Here is a 16,321-nt window from a genome sequence, read left to right on the forward strand (position 1 = left end):
TATAAGAAGCGTAAGTTCAAACCACGAAATTTAATAAAGTAAAAAATGAAAAAAATAATAATGCATACCTTTTTTGTGTTGCTTTTGAGTATCACCAGAGTTTACGCTCAAGTACCGACAAATTGGACTGTAAAGCCAAGCGATTATAATCATTCTATGGTAATCACTTGTGTTCTAAATATTAATTCTGAAGAATCCCGTAACACACAAGATGTAATTGCAGCTTTTATAGGCTCAGATGTCCGGGGAGTTGCTTCTCCTATAACCTATTTAAAAAGTCTGGATCGTTATGTTGCTACCTTAATCGTTTATAGTAACGACCAAGATGTTCCTATTACTTTTAAAGTGTATGATCAAACCAATAATATAATTTCTAATTCATCCGTAGCACCCATCAATTTTGTAGCCGATGGAATCGTTGGAACGCTCGAAAACCCTTTTGTTTTTAGTGATAGCAGTATTCCAAAAAAAATAAAGTACAACAATTTAATTACTCCAAACGGAGACGGACATAACGATCTTTTGGTTATAGAAAAATTAGCATTATTCGATCAGTATAACTTGTCTATCTATGATGTTAGAGGACAAAAAGTGTATGAAACAACCAATTATCAAAATGATTGGAGTGGAAATAATTTATTAAACGGAGAATACTACATCTACATTAACGGAAGAGGTCAGGATAAAAACAAGTTTGTTTATAAAGAGGTTTTGCATTTAATAAAAAATTAAAACCAATTGAACAAAATACCAATTGTACTATAAAACCTCACATCAAAAAAGGTTATAAATAGTCCATTTCTAAAACAAAAAAATTAAATGAAAAATATATCAAAAAGAATATTTTATCTATTAAGCTTTACCATCTTTTTTGCCCCCTTAGCCCATGCTCAATTTCAATTGAGCAATAGGCTATTTAAAGATAATAAAACGGCTATTAACGTAGGATATACCGGTGAATTTGAAAAAATCCGTATAGCAGGTGTGTACGGAATTACATCTAAAAAATTAGACGATGCCCAAAATTTAGTCTGGCAACAAGCGATATTAGATTTGCCATTGGCCAAAAAAGTAGCCATGGCAACTCTTTTTACCAATGTCAAACAAGGCGATTTTACACAATTCGAAATAAAGCAAGCCTTTGCTTATAAAATTGACATTGCGGATTCTCAGTCATTATCTGCTGGTTTTGGAATAACTTTTAATAAACAATCTGTTCACTACAGCAATGGTTTTGATCCCAATGATAACGTTGATTTAGAAGATCCTTACTTGTTAGAAAACAGTTTCTCTAAAGACGGATTTGACATGGAAGTTGGTTTTGTTTATAAGTACAAAAAATTGCAAGTTGCATTAGCGCTTCCTTCTTTATTAAAACAAAAGCAAAAAAATACAGGACTAACGGCTTATACAGAATACGAGTTTAAGCTAAACGAAAAATTCGATTTAACACCTTCTGTTTTAATGCAGGAAGCACAAAATAAAAAAGTAGAAGCATTAACTTCTTTTAATTTAAATTATATTAAAAAAGCATCATTTCAAATAGGCTACAGCAATTTTAAGCAGGCTGCAATGGGTTTTGGAATTAATTATAAAAAAATAAATTTTGTTTATAATTATTCTTTTTCTTCCAATTCTGAGTTTAAATCCTTAGTAGGCAGTACACAACAGATAGGATTGTTTTTCTCTATCTGAGACTTTTAAAAATGTAATCTTTGGGCATTATCAATTGTAACCAATTGTTTTTTTAAACCATTAAGAGCTAGTTAAAAATATTCATTATTGTTGATTTTCTTGAAAAGGCAAAAAACTAAATGGAAAAGTTTCTTTAATTAAATCCTATTGCTCTAGAAAGTTTGTAGTTTGTAACAATTTTGAAAACTAAAAGCAATTGTTTTACATTAAAAAGCAGCAGTCTAAAAAATCTTAAAAAGTTGATTTATAAAATTAAAAAATAAAATTCATGAACAAATTATTTCAAAAAATGAGTCTAGTCATGGTATTGGCATTTAATCTGTCTGAGGCACAAGTAGTATCTACATTGGCAGGAAGTGGAACAGCTGGTAGTACAGATGGAACAGAGACAATAGCTCAGTTTAATAATCCATATGGAGTTGCTGTAGATGCTTCGGGTAATGTGTATGTAGCAGATGGGACTAATAATAAAATCCGAAAAATAACTGCTACAGGAGTTGTTACTACTCTCGCTGGGAGTGGAACAGCAGGGAGTATTAATGCGACAGGTACAGAGGCTAGTTTTAATTCCCCTACAGGAGTTGCTGTAGATGGTTCGGGGAATGTGTATGTAGCAGATAATTATAGTCATAAAATTAGAAAAATTACATTTGCAGGGGTGGTTACTACTTTGGCAGGAAATGTTGCAGGTAGTACAGATGCAACAGGAACATCAGCAAGTTTTAGGTATCCAGCAGGTATAGCAGTTGATATTTCTGGGAATGTATATGTTGCAGATACCTATAATAATAAAATTCGAAAAATAACTGCTACAGGAGTAGTTACAACACTGGCAGGAAGTGGAACTGTAGGAAGTACAGATGCAACAGGCTCTGAAGCAAGTTTTAATCTTCCTAGAGGAATTACAGTTGATGTTTCAGGTAATGTATATGTTGCAGATTCAAAAAATCAAAAAATCCGAAAAATCACACCTTTAGGAGAAGTATCTACTTTGGCAGGTAATGGAATAAATGGTAATACAAATGCAACAGGCTCTGAAGCAAGTTTTAATAATCCTAGAGGAATAACTATAGATGATGCAGGTAACATATATGTTGCTGATTATACCAACCAGCAAATCCGAAAAATCACACCTTTAGGAGAGGTTACTACGTTGGCAGGAACCGGAAAAACTGGTAGTACAGAAGGTACCGCTTCAAGTTTTAATTTTCCAACCGGAATTGCAGTAGACGCTTCAGGCAATGTCTATGTAGGAGATACTAGTAATCACAAAATCCGAAAAATCACTATTAGCAATCTAGGAACAAACGATTTCTCTGCTAATAATGAAATCAATGTTTACCCAAACCCAGTGAAAGATGTTTTAAATATCGAACTCAATACCCAAATAAAAGAAGTAGAAATTTTTAATATACTTGGTCAAAAAATAGTCTCTGCTAATCAATCTTCAATAGAAACGTCAGGTTTAAAAATTGGCACTTATTTAGTAAAGGTAACTACCCAAAACGGAGAAACAAAAACCGTAAAAGTGATTAAAAAGTAACTTTAAACTTTGTATTTTGAGTTTATCAAAAATCAATTAGTCACTACTCAGTACTCAAAGCTGAAAGAAGTAAACCTATATTGAAGTCAAATATATAGCTCATAGCATGTTATTGAAAAGAAAAATTGCAGATAAAATTGCAGAAATGTTAAAGATAAATGAAAATTTAGTTAGAGAACTTTCTAAGATACACTCATCAATGTATTGATTTAATAATCAATAAAAGAATACTTTTTAATTTTAAATTATAAAAAAAGTTAAGAATCTAAACTAAAAAGTCTGTTTTTATTGAAATGACAGATTACATTATTTGTAATCGTACACAAAAAGTTAGTTTTTTTGTGTACGATTGCAAATCTACTCATAAATAATATAAACATAATTTTGTTTTTAAATAATTATCCTCAATGGGTAATTGGTAAATTGTTAATACAAATTAAAATGCAGTTAAAGTTAAAGAAGTTACCTTTATTTTACCTGCTGATCCGGAATAGTAATCCACAAATACTTCTATATAATCATTAGTATTCATGTCTATAGACCCTGACAAAGGAATAGCTACTGTATCAGAAATTGAACCTGTATAACCATATACTTTTGACTGACCTACTATCACTCCATTTTTAGCAATATAAAATATATATATTCCTGTTTTTCCATTACTATCTGCAACAAATGAAAGACTTCCTGCAAACTGTACTATTCGCTTTTTAAATCCGGTATAAGTAAGCCTTGCTGTATTATTGGCAGAAAATCTAAAAATAGAAGTTGTGGCCGTTGTTACTGTTATTTTTGCAGCTGTCCCTGAATTATCGACTGTAGCCGCAACCCCGGTACCTGGTGTCAAATTAACACTAAACTCACCTGTTGCATTAGCATCAGTTTCCGTTGGAATTCCCGGACATCTTACACTCCATTTGTTGTTGAAATTATATCCTGAATAACTTCCTGTTGAGTAACCATTAACATACTTACCTGTTGTAAGTGTTCCTGTATATACTACTGATTCCATTACTGCATCTCCGGTTATAACAGGATTGCTTGATACATCAAGCCCAATTGGAATTCCGACAACCTGAGTAAATCCTCCTACTTTTTCAACTAAACCAAAAGTCCCTTGCAGGGTTTCGTAAGTCCCTGAATTATTTCCAAACCAACCTACATTACTAAGCAATACTTTGCTTATATCCTTATAGATAATCCCATTTGTATTACCAAGGAACTGAACAATACTTAGAAACGCAAATGCCATATTCTCAATTTTACCTACATTACCAGACCCTGTAACAATACAATCTCTAAGAATTAAACTCTGTGTTTGGGTATTTGCAGCTATTGATCCTGTTCCGGTAATATCAAAAACCTTACCTGCGGCTGTAAGAGTCAAAACTCTTATTGATCCGCCAGTTGTACCTACAAATAAATCTCCGCTTGCTTTAATTAACTTGTCATCAGATGAGTCCAGTCCCATTATATAAGCATTATTTAACTCTATCGGAAAATTAAGATTTATTGTTCCGTTAATTTCATATAATGTATTAGAATTCAAAAGATACTTGGCTCCTCCCCCTGCAGTTAATTCTGCAGCTAAAACAGTTGATAAAACATCGGTTGATTTAATTAGCTTGTAATTAAGCCTTCCCTGAGCATCTCCATAAATTTTTCTCCAAACCGGAACACTGGAATCATAATATTCAAAAGCATTAAGATCCGTATCATAAACGATTAACCCATTAGCCGGACTTGCAATTGCAGTTCTTTGTGCTGTAGTCATTCTTGGTGTTAACATTCCCTGAGTAGTAGAAGTTACATCTAATACAGAACTTGCATTTGGAGTAACAGTTCCAATTCCAATTTGAGCATTTACTAAAAATGTTAACAGAAAGAAAAATAGCAAGAAAAATTTCGTATTACGATTTTTTAAAGTAGTTATTGTCATCATAATTTCTAAAATAATTTATTTAATGTTTTAATTTATTTGTGGTCTGAATTTGAAATAAAAACTTTTTGTGTTATTTTTTCATTGTTGGCTGTTAAGAATTCTGCAATATAGACACCCTGGCTCAAAGTACTGGTTGAAAAAGCGTAATTAACGTTAGAACCCAAATCCTTTTTGAATAATATAACTTTACCAAGCATATCATATAATATCAATGATTCTATGTCTAAAAGATTTGTATTTGTGGCATTTAAACTATGATTTGTATTATCCTGACTGATTATAAAATTTGTTATATCTTCTTTAACAGTTCCCAGTTGTTGACTTGCAAAGGTTATTTTAAAACGATCTGAATACACACCCGGTGTAACAGTAACCTGATATGATCCGTTTTTTATATCATGATAAGATGAATCAAAGGCATCATACAAGTAGATCGTTTCTGATGGAGTAAAATTTATAACCTCAGGAATATAGAATTTAAATGTAGAATTAATAGTAGCTTTTACTGTTAATGATATTCTTTTAGAAGGCTCAAAATTAGTTCCCTGAATAACGTAAGCCCCATTTTCTATAGAAAAAAGGACATCATTAGGAAGACTCTCATCCATATTCAAAGCATCAATACCAAAATCGATTCCGTCTGTAGCCTCTGGTAAAAACGCTAATGCTAATTGTCTGGTAAACTGATTATTAATTATTGTATTTAACTTAAAATGCGAAATCTCGACTGAAGCCACTTCATCGACTCCCATTTTTTTGGAAGTTTTAGCAGGTTTTTCAAATTTTGACAGCCCGCTGTTTTCTTTATAGTACACTCTGTGTGCATTTTTAAATGTAAGACTTCCGTTTGCCGTTCCATTAATTACAAACCCCTGTCCAATTGGAGAATATTTACGTTCTATTACAAGTCCTGAAGATGTTCCGGTTGTGTTTAATGATCCATCCGTATTATACGAATTAAAAGTAGCTGGTACATAAACACCGTTTGAACCTAAAGTACCTGGGGAATATGTCCCATACCCTCCTCTGTAATCAGCAACATAATGGGAGTTTATTGTTTTATCCTGCTCCCAAAAATACGCTACCCCACCAGAGGCACTATTTACGGCATCTAAAAGAAATGCATTAAGATGTAAGGCCGATGGATAAGGATTTCCTGTCAAAGTTGAACTATTTAGTCCTACTGCTATAGTAATATTTCCATCATTCGGTTTACCTCTAAAATCATACCTCTGTGCACCAGTACCCGGATTATTAGTTACTCCGGTGCTTTCAGGATCTGTAGAATCACTTCCGCTTGTTCCTTTCATTGTAAACCCCTCTCCTGGTGCAATTGTTGTTGCATTACCTACAGCAATCCATTGTGAGTAATTGTTTGCATTAGTTAGTTTATAAATCCAGGATGATGCTATTGAGAGAGGATTTGCAATTCCATCATATATACCTGTCCCAAGGCTTATAGCCGGAACTGCAGCTATTGAAGTAGTTGGTCTGTTTAATAATGTAATACCGAAATTGGTATTACCAATAGCCCCAGATGGTACACCAACAGGAGAACACCAATAATTATATTCAAAATTATCAGACGTTCCTTCCTGATAAACAGAAAAAATACCATTCCCTGTGTTTCCTGATGTACTAGTTGTCCCCTGTACAAGCTGGGAATTATTTCTCAGATAAAGATTTGAATTTGTCGCTAAATTTATATCTTGCCCTACATACAAGACCTGATCTCTTACATACATCGCTGCATTATTACCAAAATAAATTTGAGAAAGAGATTTAGAACTGATGAATAACAGATATATTAATATTACTTTTTTCATAATTATCATATTTACACTAATTTATTTTTTTGTCTTTATCTACATTAAAGACACTCATAATTGTGTTTGACTTCTCCTTGATTTACGAATCCAGAATACTCCTAAAAAAAGGCCTGCTACAACTAAAACATGAATTTCTTTATTAATATTTACTGATGCTGGTGGAGGTAAACCAGGCGGTGGCGGTGTTGGAGCTCCATAAGTTACATAATTTATAAAAACTACTGAGATTAAGATTTTTTTCATAAATTTCATTTTTACATTTAAGATAATTAACAAATTATAATCCTGCATTTAAAGAAACATGAAAGAGTAATTCTCTATAAAAAAATTAAGTATTTTAATAAATCAATTTTTATTAAAATCAAAACTCATTAAGTCTAACTCTTTGCCTATCAAATGTAAATTATAAATATGAATCCATTCTGCATAAATTACCTTGTAGGTATTTTTTTTTAAATAAAATTAATTTTAACTAAATAGACGCTTTTTTCTTAATAAATTTAAAACAACAATACCGTTTTTTACAGTTTAATCAAAAATAAATCACTGTTAATCAAGTGTTTTTATTTAAAAATCAAAAATAAATCACTATATAATAAAAAAAAAGTCTGCATTTAGTCGATTAACTGTAAAAAAAAACGCTGAAATACCAATAGTGATTATTAAAATTCTATCAATTATCATCAATTTATCTAACTTAATGCAATAATAATTTTAAAACATTAGGTTTAAACACTTTATTTCGTTTCGCGTGTCCCTTTCAATTCATAACTTTGGCAACTTTAAACTAACAATATTTAGAACTGCTAAGAAAAATGATTTCTTTTTTTACAAATTTCTTCTTAAAATTCCTTCTATAGTAAAGACAATATTATTTATATTTGCGCCGGTTTTATTGCGCCCCCCTTTTTTAACAATACAATACATGCAAAAATCAATACTTAAAGAAAAGTAGAGTGGAAAACAAAATTTAGAAGTAAAAACAGTAGTTTTAGAAATGAGGTTAACACTATCAGAGAATAAGACTTTTAACTTTCCCCACTCATCTTGTCATTTATTTTTAATTTAACACATGCAAGGAGTTATTATTTAACACTTACTAAAATTCAAAAATAAATCCTGATTAAATGTATAGATTAAAATAAAACCCTTTTTTGGAAATTAAACATTAGGTAATATTGAAATACAACAGATCAAGATTTATTTCTAATACCTAAAATTAAAATAATCGTGAAAAACAAAGTTTATGTGGAAAATTTATTTTGATCTTGTCTTGAATTCTGAAATAACGGTTTGGGTATTAGTAATTATTGATACGCTACTTTTACTTTTCTTTATTAAGGATCATATTAACAAAGAAAAAAATGCTTATATAGTTAAAAAAAAATCTGAACTTAAAATGAATAAATTTCTCAGCTTTTGGTCACGAAACTGCTAAGTATATAATTATGTAAAACGTGAACTTATTGAAAGAGTTTGTATTTTAACAAAAAACTGACTTACAAGTATTTAAACAATTATATTTTCATTCAAAGTATATTACATTAAACCTAATTTAGAAATGTAAAACAGAAACATCTGTAATGTTCAACCAAAAATGACCTTAGATTCAAAATCTTATATTCTTAAAACTCATTAAACAATTAACCTCAATATCATTGCAAAAATTAGTTCAAATAAAATAGACTTTAAATCAATTATAATCATCTAAATGAAAAAAACTATTCTGTTCTTAATACTATCAATACAATATATTTACTCGCAACACAAAACTGAAAAAGACAGTACAAAAAATAATCAGCTTGAGGAGGTTATCGTTACTGCAAACAAAATAGAACAGAAAAACATAGAGGTCCCTGTAGCAGTTACTTCTATTTCTGCCAAAGCAATATTAGACTCAAGATTGGTAAGCTATTCTGACTTAACAGGCAGAGTTCCTAATTATTTATATCAGGGTTCTAGTGTTGGTTTCCAATCTATAAATTCGATTAGAGGTATTCAGGTATTTAGCTATAACCCTGCAGTATCCATTTATGTAGATGATGTAAACTCATTAGATATTATGGCTGGAGGATTAGAGCTTACTGACATTGAAAGAATTGAAGTTTTACGTGGCCCGCAAAGTACTCTTTTTGGACGAAATGCTATGGGAGGTGTTATAAATATTTTCACAAAAAAGCCTATCAATAAAACTACGGGATTCATAGAACTTGAAAATGGGAATTTTGCTTTACAGCGTTTTTCTGCAGGTATTAAATCCCCTATTATCAAGGATAAATTATTTTTTGGTTTAAATGGACTATTCCAAAAAAGAGATGGCTTTATGAAAAATAACATCAAAGGGACGACTTCAACCGATACTAGCTTAAATGGAAGAACCATTGGCGACGAAGAAAACACCTATGGAAACATTTTTTTAAAATGGCTTGTTAATAGTAAGCTAAATTTTACTGCAAATGTAAAACATCAAAGAGATTTTTCAAATGCTTCCGGTTATCTGGTTGCACAAAAAACAGAAAAAATCGCATTAGAAACTCCAACAGTTATTAATCTGACCAGAATAGGAAGACATGAGAGAGAAATGACTAATTATTCCCTTATAGGAAAGTATCAGACGCAAAACTTTGAAATAACTTCTATTACTGCTTTCCAGCAAATTTCTTTTTCATTTAGAAATATGGATTTCCCAGGTTATTATGAATCATTTTACAGAACTGCTATTGGAGAAAAACTACCAACACAAAATGTTTGGAGTCAAGAGATTCGAATTAATTCTGCTCACAAAGAGAATAAATTTCAATATATTGTGGGTCTATACGGTTTTAAACAAATTAGCTACGATCCTACAAATAATTTAGCCTATGAGTTATCTCCAGCCAATTATGTAATTTATAGAAATAAAAGAAACAATAATGGATATGCAGCTTTTGGAGAAATCAGCTATAGAATTTTCGACAAACTAAAAGCAATTGCTGGAGTTCGTTATGATATAGAAGAACGCGAATCTATTTTTAATGGTTTTGGAGATGCTATTTTTGTAGGCGGGGTATTTACACAAATTAATCCTGACCTTACAAAATCGGTAAAATACAATGCCTTTTCTCCTAAAACCTCTTTAATTTTCAGTCTTGATAAAAAATCAAACATATATGCAACTTTTACACGAGGTTTTAGAGCCGGAGGAATAAGTTCACAGGCTGTTCCAGCAGGAGTTCGTCAAGATTATGACCCGGAATATTCAGATAATTTCGAATTAGGTTATAAAACCGGTTTTTGGAATAACAGAGTTAATTTTAACGCTGCTGCATTTATTATCAATTGGCAGGATTTACAATTCTCTAATTTAGTCGCACCAACTACTTATTCCATGGAAAATGTAGGTGATGCTTATTCAAAAGGTATCGAATTAGAGGCTAATATTATTCCTGTAAAAGGATTGCAATTAGATTTTGCTTATTCTATCAATGATGCTCAATACAAAGATTTCGATTTAAAAAGATTAAATTTTATAACAGGTTCACAGATTATAACACCAATAGGAGGCAATAAATTATCTAATGCCCCTAAAACAACATTTTACGCTGCCACTCAATATTCAATTAAAACTTCTGAAAATGTAAATTTACTGTTTAGGGTTGAATTTAGAAATGTTGGAGGGTATTATACTGATATTCAAAACAGTCTTTACCAGCCTACCTATCAAATCGTAAATACAAGATTTGGATTAAGTTATGACAATTATGGATTATTTTTATGGACTAAAAATTTAACAAATGAACATTATTTGTTTTATGGAAGCAGTGATACCAGTTTAAGAAGATCATCTGTAGCAGCAATGCCAAGTCAGATAGGAGTAACATTATCTGCAAGATTTTAGTTAATTATTAAGTAATATTAAAACCGATCATCTGTATTATTTTTTGTTTAAAGAAGATTTCTTTTACTTTATTATATAAAAAGCTTTATACCCGCCCATTTTGAATTGATCAAAAAGATGTGATACAGCACAGCGGACGGGTTTAAACTAATTGGAGCGACAAACAATTTCTTTGAACACAGAAAGCTAAATTGCAGGTGGGTGAATATTCAGCACGAAAAAATAGGTTCTGCCTAAAACAGCAAAATTTAAAAAAAAATCCTCTTTAGAGGTCATTCTTCCCTGAACAATTTACAGAACAAAAAACCCTACATAATAGTAAGAGAGGCATTTATAAATGAATCTTATTTTCAATTGCCTCAGCCTCTAAACAACTTGACTAATAATAAACTTTCTTATACAAACTAAAAATAAGCTGTTTAATTTCGTAAATTAATTCAAGCTGCTAGGTTTGTATTGCATAAAAAAACGAAGCAACCGTTTAGTAAATTTATTTTGCGAACTAATAAAATTACCCAATGTTTTGTAAAGTATCACTTTTTTTTAAGACAAAAGAATGTAAATCTTTAATCATCAAATAGGATATACAATAGATCACTCTATTGTGTATAACATTTACTTCACCATTATATCAATTCCACTTTGTTCCGCTTTAAAGCTATTTAAACTTTTAGAAACAAGTTTGTAGTCATTATTTTTTTTATCTCTTACTTTATCTAAAAAATAGATCTTACCATTTTTCCTAAATATTCTTGTTTTTACCTCTTCATCACTTGCTTTTTCATCACTGTTTAAATCAATAGTGAGGCATCGTGTCCATGGTTCGTTATCAGAATGAAGGTAAGTGATAATTTCATTATGCCATCCTTTTTTATATCTGTAAACAGAAAAATCATCTGCTCCGTCATTATCTAAATCTCCTTCTTCAAATAATTTATCATCATTGGGATTTAGTTCTATAAGATCAACTACAGAGAATGCTTTTCCTTTAGAAAAAACAATATGCCCGCTATTTGGAGAAATGAAAGCATAATCGATAAAACCGGTGCCGTCAAAATTACCCTTTATTTTATGAGTAACTTCATTGCTTTTTTGACTTTCAACTTGTAAACTATCGTTTAAAAATTGAGCTCTTTCAAAATCTATTGGAGCTTCTTCTTTTATAAAATAACGCCCAATAAAATTTTGTACAACATATTCTACGTGACCAGGAATGTGTTGATAACCAATATAATTTGCAAACCAAAGTGTGCCAGTACAAAAAATAAAAAGTGCTATAAGTTTGTTCTTATGTCTTTTAAAAAAAATCTTTTTCATCAAAATTTACCTTAAAATTTCTAATTCGTCTTTGCCTTTAGGAATGTACAGGTAGATCTTAAAGAAATCAGCAATCGTACCATCTCCTTCATCAAATTTTGCCCATAATGCTGATTTACCTCTCATTTTTGCTTCCTGACTTCTAAGCTCTAAACAAACTATTCTGCCATTACCATAAAGTTTAAGCTCATAGTCTTCTAATGGCTGAAGTTTATAATCCTTAATTGTAAAAGCTTCTAGTTAAGATTCTAATTTTCTAGTAATTTCCATTATTCGAAAACCATAAAGGTTTCATCTAAATTTCTATCCGTTTTGTAATGAACATCTTTTAATACTATAGATTCATTTTGTAATTTAGTATCAATTTTATATAAATTATTATCCGAACATAAATAGTAAAAAAAACTATTAACATAATTAACCTTACCAACTATTTTTCTGTTTGAAAAATATTTTCTTTTAGTTAATTTACCATTATTTTTATTTATTAATAATATATAATGTTCTGTATTAGCAACTAAATCATCAAAATTTGTTTCTATTGCTTCTAGATATTCTTCATTTGGGATTAAAAAATGTTTATTTCCCAAAACTTCTTCATCACTTTTGGGGAATTCTATTTTACAAACTCTTATTTGCCATTTTTTAGTTCCGGATAATTTATCTAAGCAAACTATTTCATCACGTCCATAAAAAACATTGTTTTCATCTATTACTAAATTATTCGTAATGTAAAGTTTTTTCTCTGGGGTATATTGCCATTGAACATCTTTTTCATCCATACATAAGACAATTCCGTGTTCATCAACTGAATAAAAAAACTTTTCATCTTTTATAACTTCATTATAAATAGAATTTTGGGAATCTACATACATAATTCCTTTTCCTGTATGTGGATCGATTATAGAAACATTACTAGCTAAACTTACTGCAAGAAAATTTTTATAAATAATTGGAGAACTTTGTATCGGAAAAGGATACTGATTAGTCCAATTCGTTTTCTTTGTTTGGATGTCTATGGATTTTAATTCTCCATGACTGTTTGCAAAAATTATTGATTTACCAAAAACAATAGGATATTGATAAAATAATAGAAAATCAACATCTGAAAAGTCATACCCATAGGAAGATTGATCAGGTGAAACTTTATCATTATATTCCCAATTTATTTTTCCCGATACTTTATTGAGTTCAATAATTCTTCCATCACAATATGTTCTATAAATAACGCTGTCTAGGATTGTAAAGTATGTGATTTCATCAGTGTCTTTATTACCCGATATTTTCCAGTTTAATTTTTCTTGTTTAAGATTAATACTGTACATATCTCCATTACTAGTTGATAAATAAAGCGTATTATATTTCCTTTCTTTGTTATTGCAAGAAATAAAGAATAAAAACAATAAAAAGTAAAAATAATTTTTAGTCGACATCATTATTATGTGGATTTAATTCATAATCAAAAGGAATTCTCTGTGAAAGATTTTCAACATACCAGTTTTCTGGATCGAAAGAGTATCTAACAAAATCATATGCTATTCTTAATGGCATTTCAATATTACTTAGGTTTTCATTTTTCGTATTAAAACCAGATACCATACAAGTAATTCTTGCGATTTCAACTCTATCGGGATCATTATTTAATAAAGGAGCAACATAGCATTTTCCCATTTTTAAGCTTGCTTCATACTTTTTGAGTAACTTTATAACGGGCTCACCATAATGCCTTACTATTGCATATTGACCTTCTGTATCAGTTGGAAAATCTTCTGCAACTTTTAATTTTGAAAAATCAACTTTTCTTAATTCTTCCAACTCTTCTTTAAAATCATCCTCAACTTCACCATCGTGAATATATAATAAACTGTCAAGAGGATATTTTGGTGGTTGAAGCACTACAATAGTATCCGGAGGATTTTTAACGAATTGTTTATCATACTCTTTTGTTATAAGTTGGTTATTATTTCTTTCCTCAGTAGTAAATTTATAAACAATGTATTCTCGCCAAAGATCGTGTATGTGCCCTGGAACATGTTTAAATCCTACCCAATGCATAAAAAGAAGTATTGCAAATCCTAAAAAGGAAATTGTAATAATCTTTTTTTTATGATTTCTAAAAAAACTCTTTTTTTTCATAGACTACCTTATCATTACTAATTCATCTTCACCCTCTGGAATGTATAAGTAAAACTTAAAAAAATCAAGCATTTCACCATCACCTTCATCAAATATTGCCCATAAAGCTGATTCTCCTCTAAAGTTATTATCTAAACTGTTAAGTTCTAAACAAACAATTTTCCCATTTCCATAGAATTTAAGTTTATAATTTTCTAAGGGCTGCATTTGATAATTTGGAATAGTAAAAGGATCTAAATACAAGTCTAAAATCTCTCGTAATTCTTTCTCATTAAAAAACAGACTTTGACGAGTTTCTTTTTCTTTTAAATCTAAGTATGAAAAATATTCTTCCTTTTTTTTCTCTTTTAGTAATGTTAACTGATTTTTATAAAAATCAACTACTTTATTTTCCAGTTTTTCAGGGTTCCATTTTCTTAAATCCTGACCTTTCTCTAAACTATTAAACTCATAAGGTACTTTTGCTTCAAAAGTAAAACTGGCTTCATAATAGGTTTTTCCTATGCCTATAAATTCTTTCTCCCCATATACATTATTATTTGGAACCGTTGGTGTAACATAATTCACAATTTTTTTTTCTGCTTGATCTCGCTTAGCATTATCATATTCTGATATTTCGATTTTCATTTCTGTATCATAAACAAACTTTGAAAGATCTCTCTCCCCAATTTTACCTGCTGGATACAATCTAAAAGTTACTTTTTGAATACCACTCTTAAATATATAGTGATTGATATCAAATGTTCTGCCTGAAAGTTCTTTTTGAAAATTTTTATGAAGAGGAATATCATTAACCAAAATTTCTGAAAAACATGAATATTGTTCAAATGTTAGAGAATACATGGGTTCATAATCACAATGCTTAATTGTTTTTAGCATTGTTTGTATATAATTTTCGCTAGTTAAATCGCTAGTTCTAGAAGCCTTTTTTTGCGAACAAGCTCCAAAACAAACCATCAATAAAGCATATAGCAAATATTTTTTCATTACGATTATCTCAAAATTTCTAATTCGTCTTTGCCTTCTGGAATGTATAAATAGTATTTTCTAAATGCTGCCATTGTACCTCCATCTTCTTTATATTTTGCCCATAATGCTGATTCACCTCTTAACCTACTATCAAGACTAGTAAGTTCTAAACAAACTATTCTTCCATCTCCATAAAATTTTAATTTATAATTTTCTAAAGGTTCTATTTTATAATCTTTAATAGTGAATGGCTCAAGATATTCGACTAAAGTTTCTTCTAAGTCTTTTTTAGCATAAAACAAACTTTGACTAGTTTCTTTTTCTTTTAATTCTAAGAATGAAAAATATTCGTCAGTTTTCTTTTCCTTTAGAAGTGTTAATTGGTTTTTATAAAAGTCAACCACCTTCTGTTTCAATTTTTCGGGATTCCATTTTCTTAAATCCTGACCTTTCTCCAAACTATTAAATTCGTAAGGAACTTTTGCTTCAAAAGTAAAACTGGCTTCGTAATAGGTTTTTCCTGCGGCAGCAAATATCTTTTTTGGACCGTTCTCATCAACTCCATCTACAGTAGGAGTTAAATAAGATGCCATTTCTTTACCTTTCTTATCTCTATTGATATTATCTGATTCACTTATACTAATCTTCATATCAGTATCTTCTCTTAATATATGATAATCAAAGTCTTTACCTTTAATTGCCGGGTATAATCGAAAAGTTACTTTTTGTAAGCCACTCTTAAAAATATAATCGTTAATCTTTATTGTTCCGCCATCTACAAGTTCTGTGAAATTCTTGTTTATCGGAATATCATTGACTAAAATTTCAGAATAACAAATATTTTGACCGTATCTCAAATAGTATACAGGTTCATAATCATAATGCTTAATGGTTTTAAGCATTGTTTCTACATAATTTTCGCTAGTCAAATTACTAACTCTAGGTTTACTTTTTTGAGAACAAGCACCAAAACAAACCATTAATAAAGTAAACAGTAAATTCTTCTTCATCAA

The 16,321-nt window shown here is 30.1% G+C and carries 12 protein-coding genes; 4 read left to right on the top strand and 8 right to left on the bottom strand.

What is annotated here, in order from left to right:
• Window positions 1-45 precede the first annotated feature (45 nt).
• From GWR14_RS05530 to GWR14_RS05540, 3 genes are all read left to right on the top strand, one after another.
• Window positions 46-732, top strand: a complete 687-nt coding sequence (locus GWR14_RS05530) for a T9SS type B sorting domain-containing protein (protein WP_163408074.1) — start codon at window positions 46-48, stop codon at window positions 730-732.
• Between the two features lie 87 nt (window positions 733-819).
• A complete protein-coding gene (locus GWR14_RS05535; protein WP_163408075.1) occupies window positions 820-1,695 on the top strand; it encodes a type IX secretion system membrane protein PorP/SprF in 876 nt (291 codons plus the stop codon).
• A 268-nt stretch (window positions 1,696-1,963) separates the two neighbouring features.
• Window positions 1,964-3,238, top strand: a complete 1,275-nt coding sequence (locus GWR14_RS05540; protein WP_163408076.1) for an NHL domain-containing protein — start codon at window positions 1,964-1,966, stop codon at window positions 3,236-3,238.
• A 436-nt stretch (window positions 3,239-3,674) separates the two neighbouring features.
• Here GWR14_RS05540 and GWR14_RS05545 read toward each other — a convergent pair whose 3' ends face one another.
• From GWR14_RS05545 to GWR14_RS05555, 3 genes are read right to left on the bottom strand one after another with little or no spacing between them, the layout of a single operon-like run.
• Window positions 3,675-5,180 (bottom strand): hypothetical protein, encoded by a 1,506-nt coding sequence (locus tag GWR14_RS05545; protein ID WP_246236288.1) that lies wholly within the window; start codon window positions 5,178-5,180, stop codon window positions 3,675-3,677.
• 32 nt (window positions 5,181-5,212) lie between these two features.
• Complete coding sequence (locus GWR14_RS05550; RefSeq protein WP_246236289.1) at window positions 5,213-7,006, bottom strand: T9SS type A sorting domain-containing protein; 1,794 nt, start codon at window positions 7,004-7,006, stop codon at window positions 5,213-5,215.
• Between the two features lie 54 nt (window positions 7,007-7,060).
• Window positions 7,061-7,252, bottom strand: a complete 192-nt coding sequence (locus tag GWR14_RS05555; RefSeq protein ID WP_163408078.1) for a hypothetical protein — start codon at window positions 7,250-7,252, stop codon at window positions 7,061-7,063.
• A 1,468-nt stretch (window positions 7,253-8,720) separates the two neighbouring features.
• Between GWR14_RS05555 and GWR14_RS24010 the strand changes: the two genes are divergently transcribed.
• Window positions 8,721-10,886: a TonB-dependent receptor gene (locus tag GWR14_RS24010; RefSeq protein ID WP_163408079.1), complete on the top strand. Its 2,166-nt coding sequence runs from the start codon at window positions 8,721-8,723 to the stop codon at window positions 10,884-10,886.
• A gap of 615 nt (window positions 10,887-11,501) precedes the next feature.
• On the opposite strand, the gene GWR14_RS05565 is transcribed toward GWR14_RS24010, so the two are convergent.
• The 5 genes from GWR14_RS05565 to GWR14_RS05585 form a co-directional block, all read right to left on the bottom strand.
• Complete coding sequence (locus tag GWR14_RS05565; protein WP_163408080.1) at window positions 11,502-12,203, bottom strand: hypothetical protein; 702 nt, start codon at window positions 12,201-12,203, stop codon at window positions 11,502-11,504.
• A gap of 269 nt (window positions 12,204-12,472) precedes the next feature.
• Complete coding sequence (locus GWR14_RS05570; RefSeq protein ID WP_163408081.1) at window positions 12,473-13,639, bottom strand: outer membrane protein assembly factor BamB family protein; 1,167 nt, start codon at window positions 13,637-13,639, stop codon at window positions 12,473-12,475.
• Window positions 13,626-14,339: a hypothetical protein gene (locus GWR14_RS05575; RefSeq protein WP_163408082.1), complete on the bottom strand. Its 714-nt coding sequence runs from the start codon at window positions 14,337-14,339 to the stop codon at window positions 13,626-13,628. The genes GWR14_RS05570 and GWR14_RS05575 overlap by 14 nt, the downstream gene beginning before the upstream one ends.
• A 3-nt stretch (window positions 14,340-14,342) precedes the next feature.
• A complete protein-coding gene (locus GWR14_RS05580) occupies window positions 14,343-15,326 on the bottom strand; it encodes a hypothetical protein (RefSeq protein WP_163408083.1) in 984 nt (327 codons plus the stop codon).
• Between the two features lie 5 nt (window positions 15,327-15,331).
• Complete coding sequence (locus GWR14_RS05585; RefSeq protein ID WP_163408084.1) at window positions 15,332-16,318, bottom strand: hypothetical protein; 987 nt, start codon at window positions 16,316-16,318, stop codon at window positions 15,332-15,334.
• Between the last annotated feature and the right edge of the window lie 3 nt (window positions 16,319-16,321).

The organism is Flavobacterium ajazii (assembly GCF_010614725.1).
Taxonomy (GTDB): domain Bacteria; phylum Bacteroidota; class Bacteroidia; order Flavobacteriales; family Flavobacteriaceae; genus Flavobacterium; species Flavobacterium ajazii.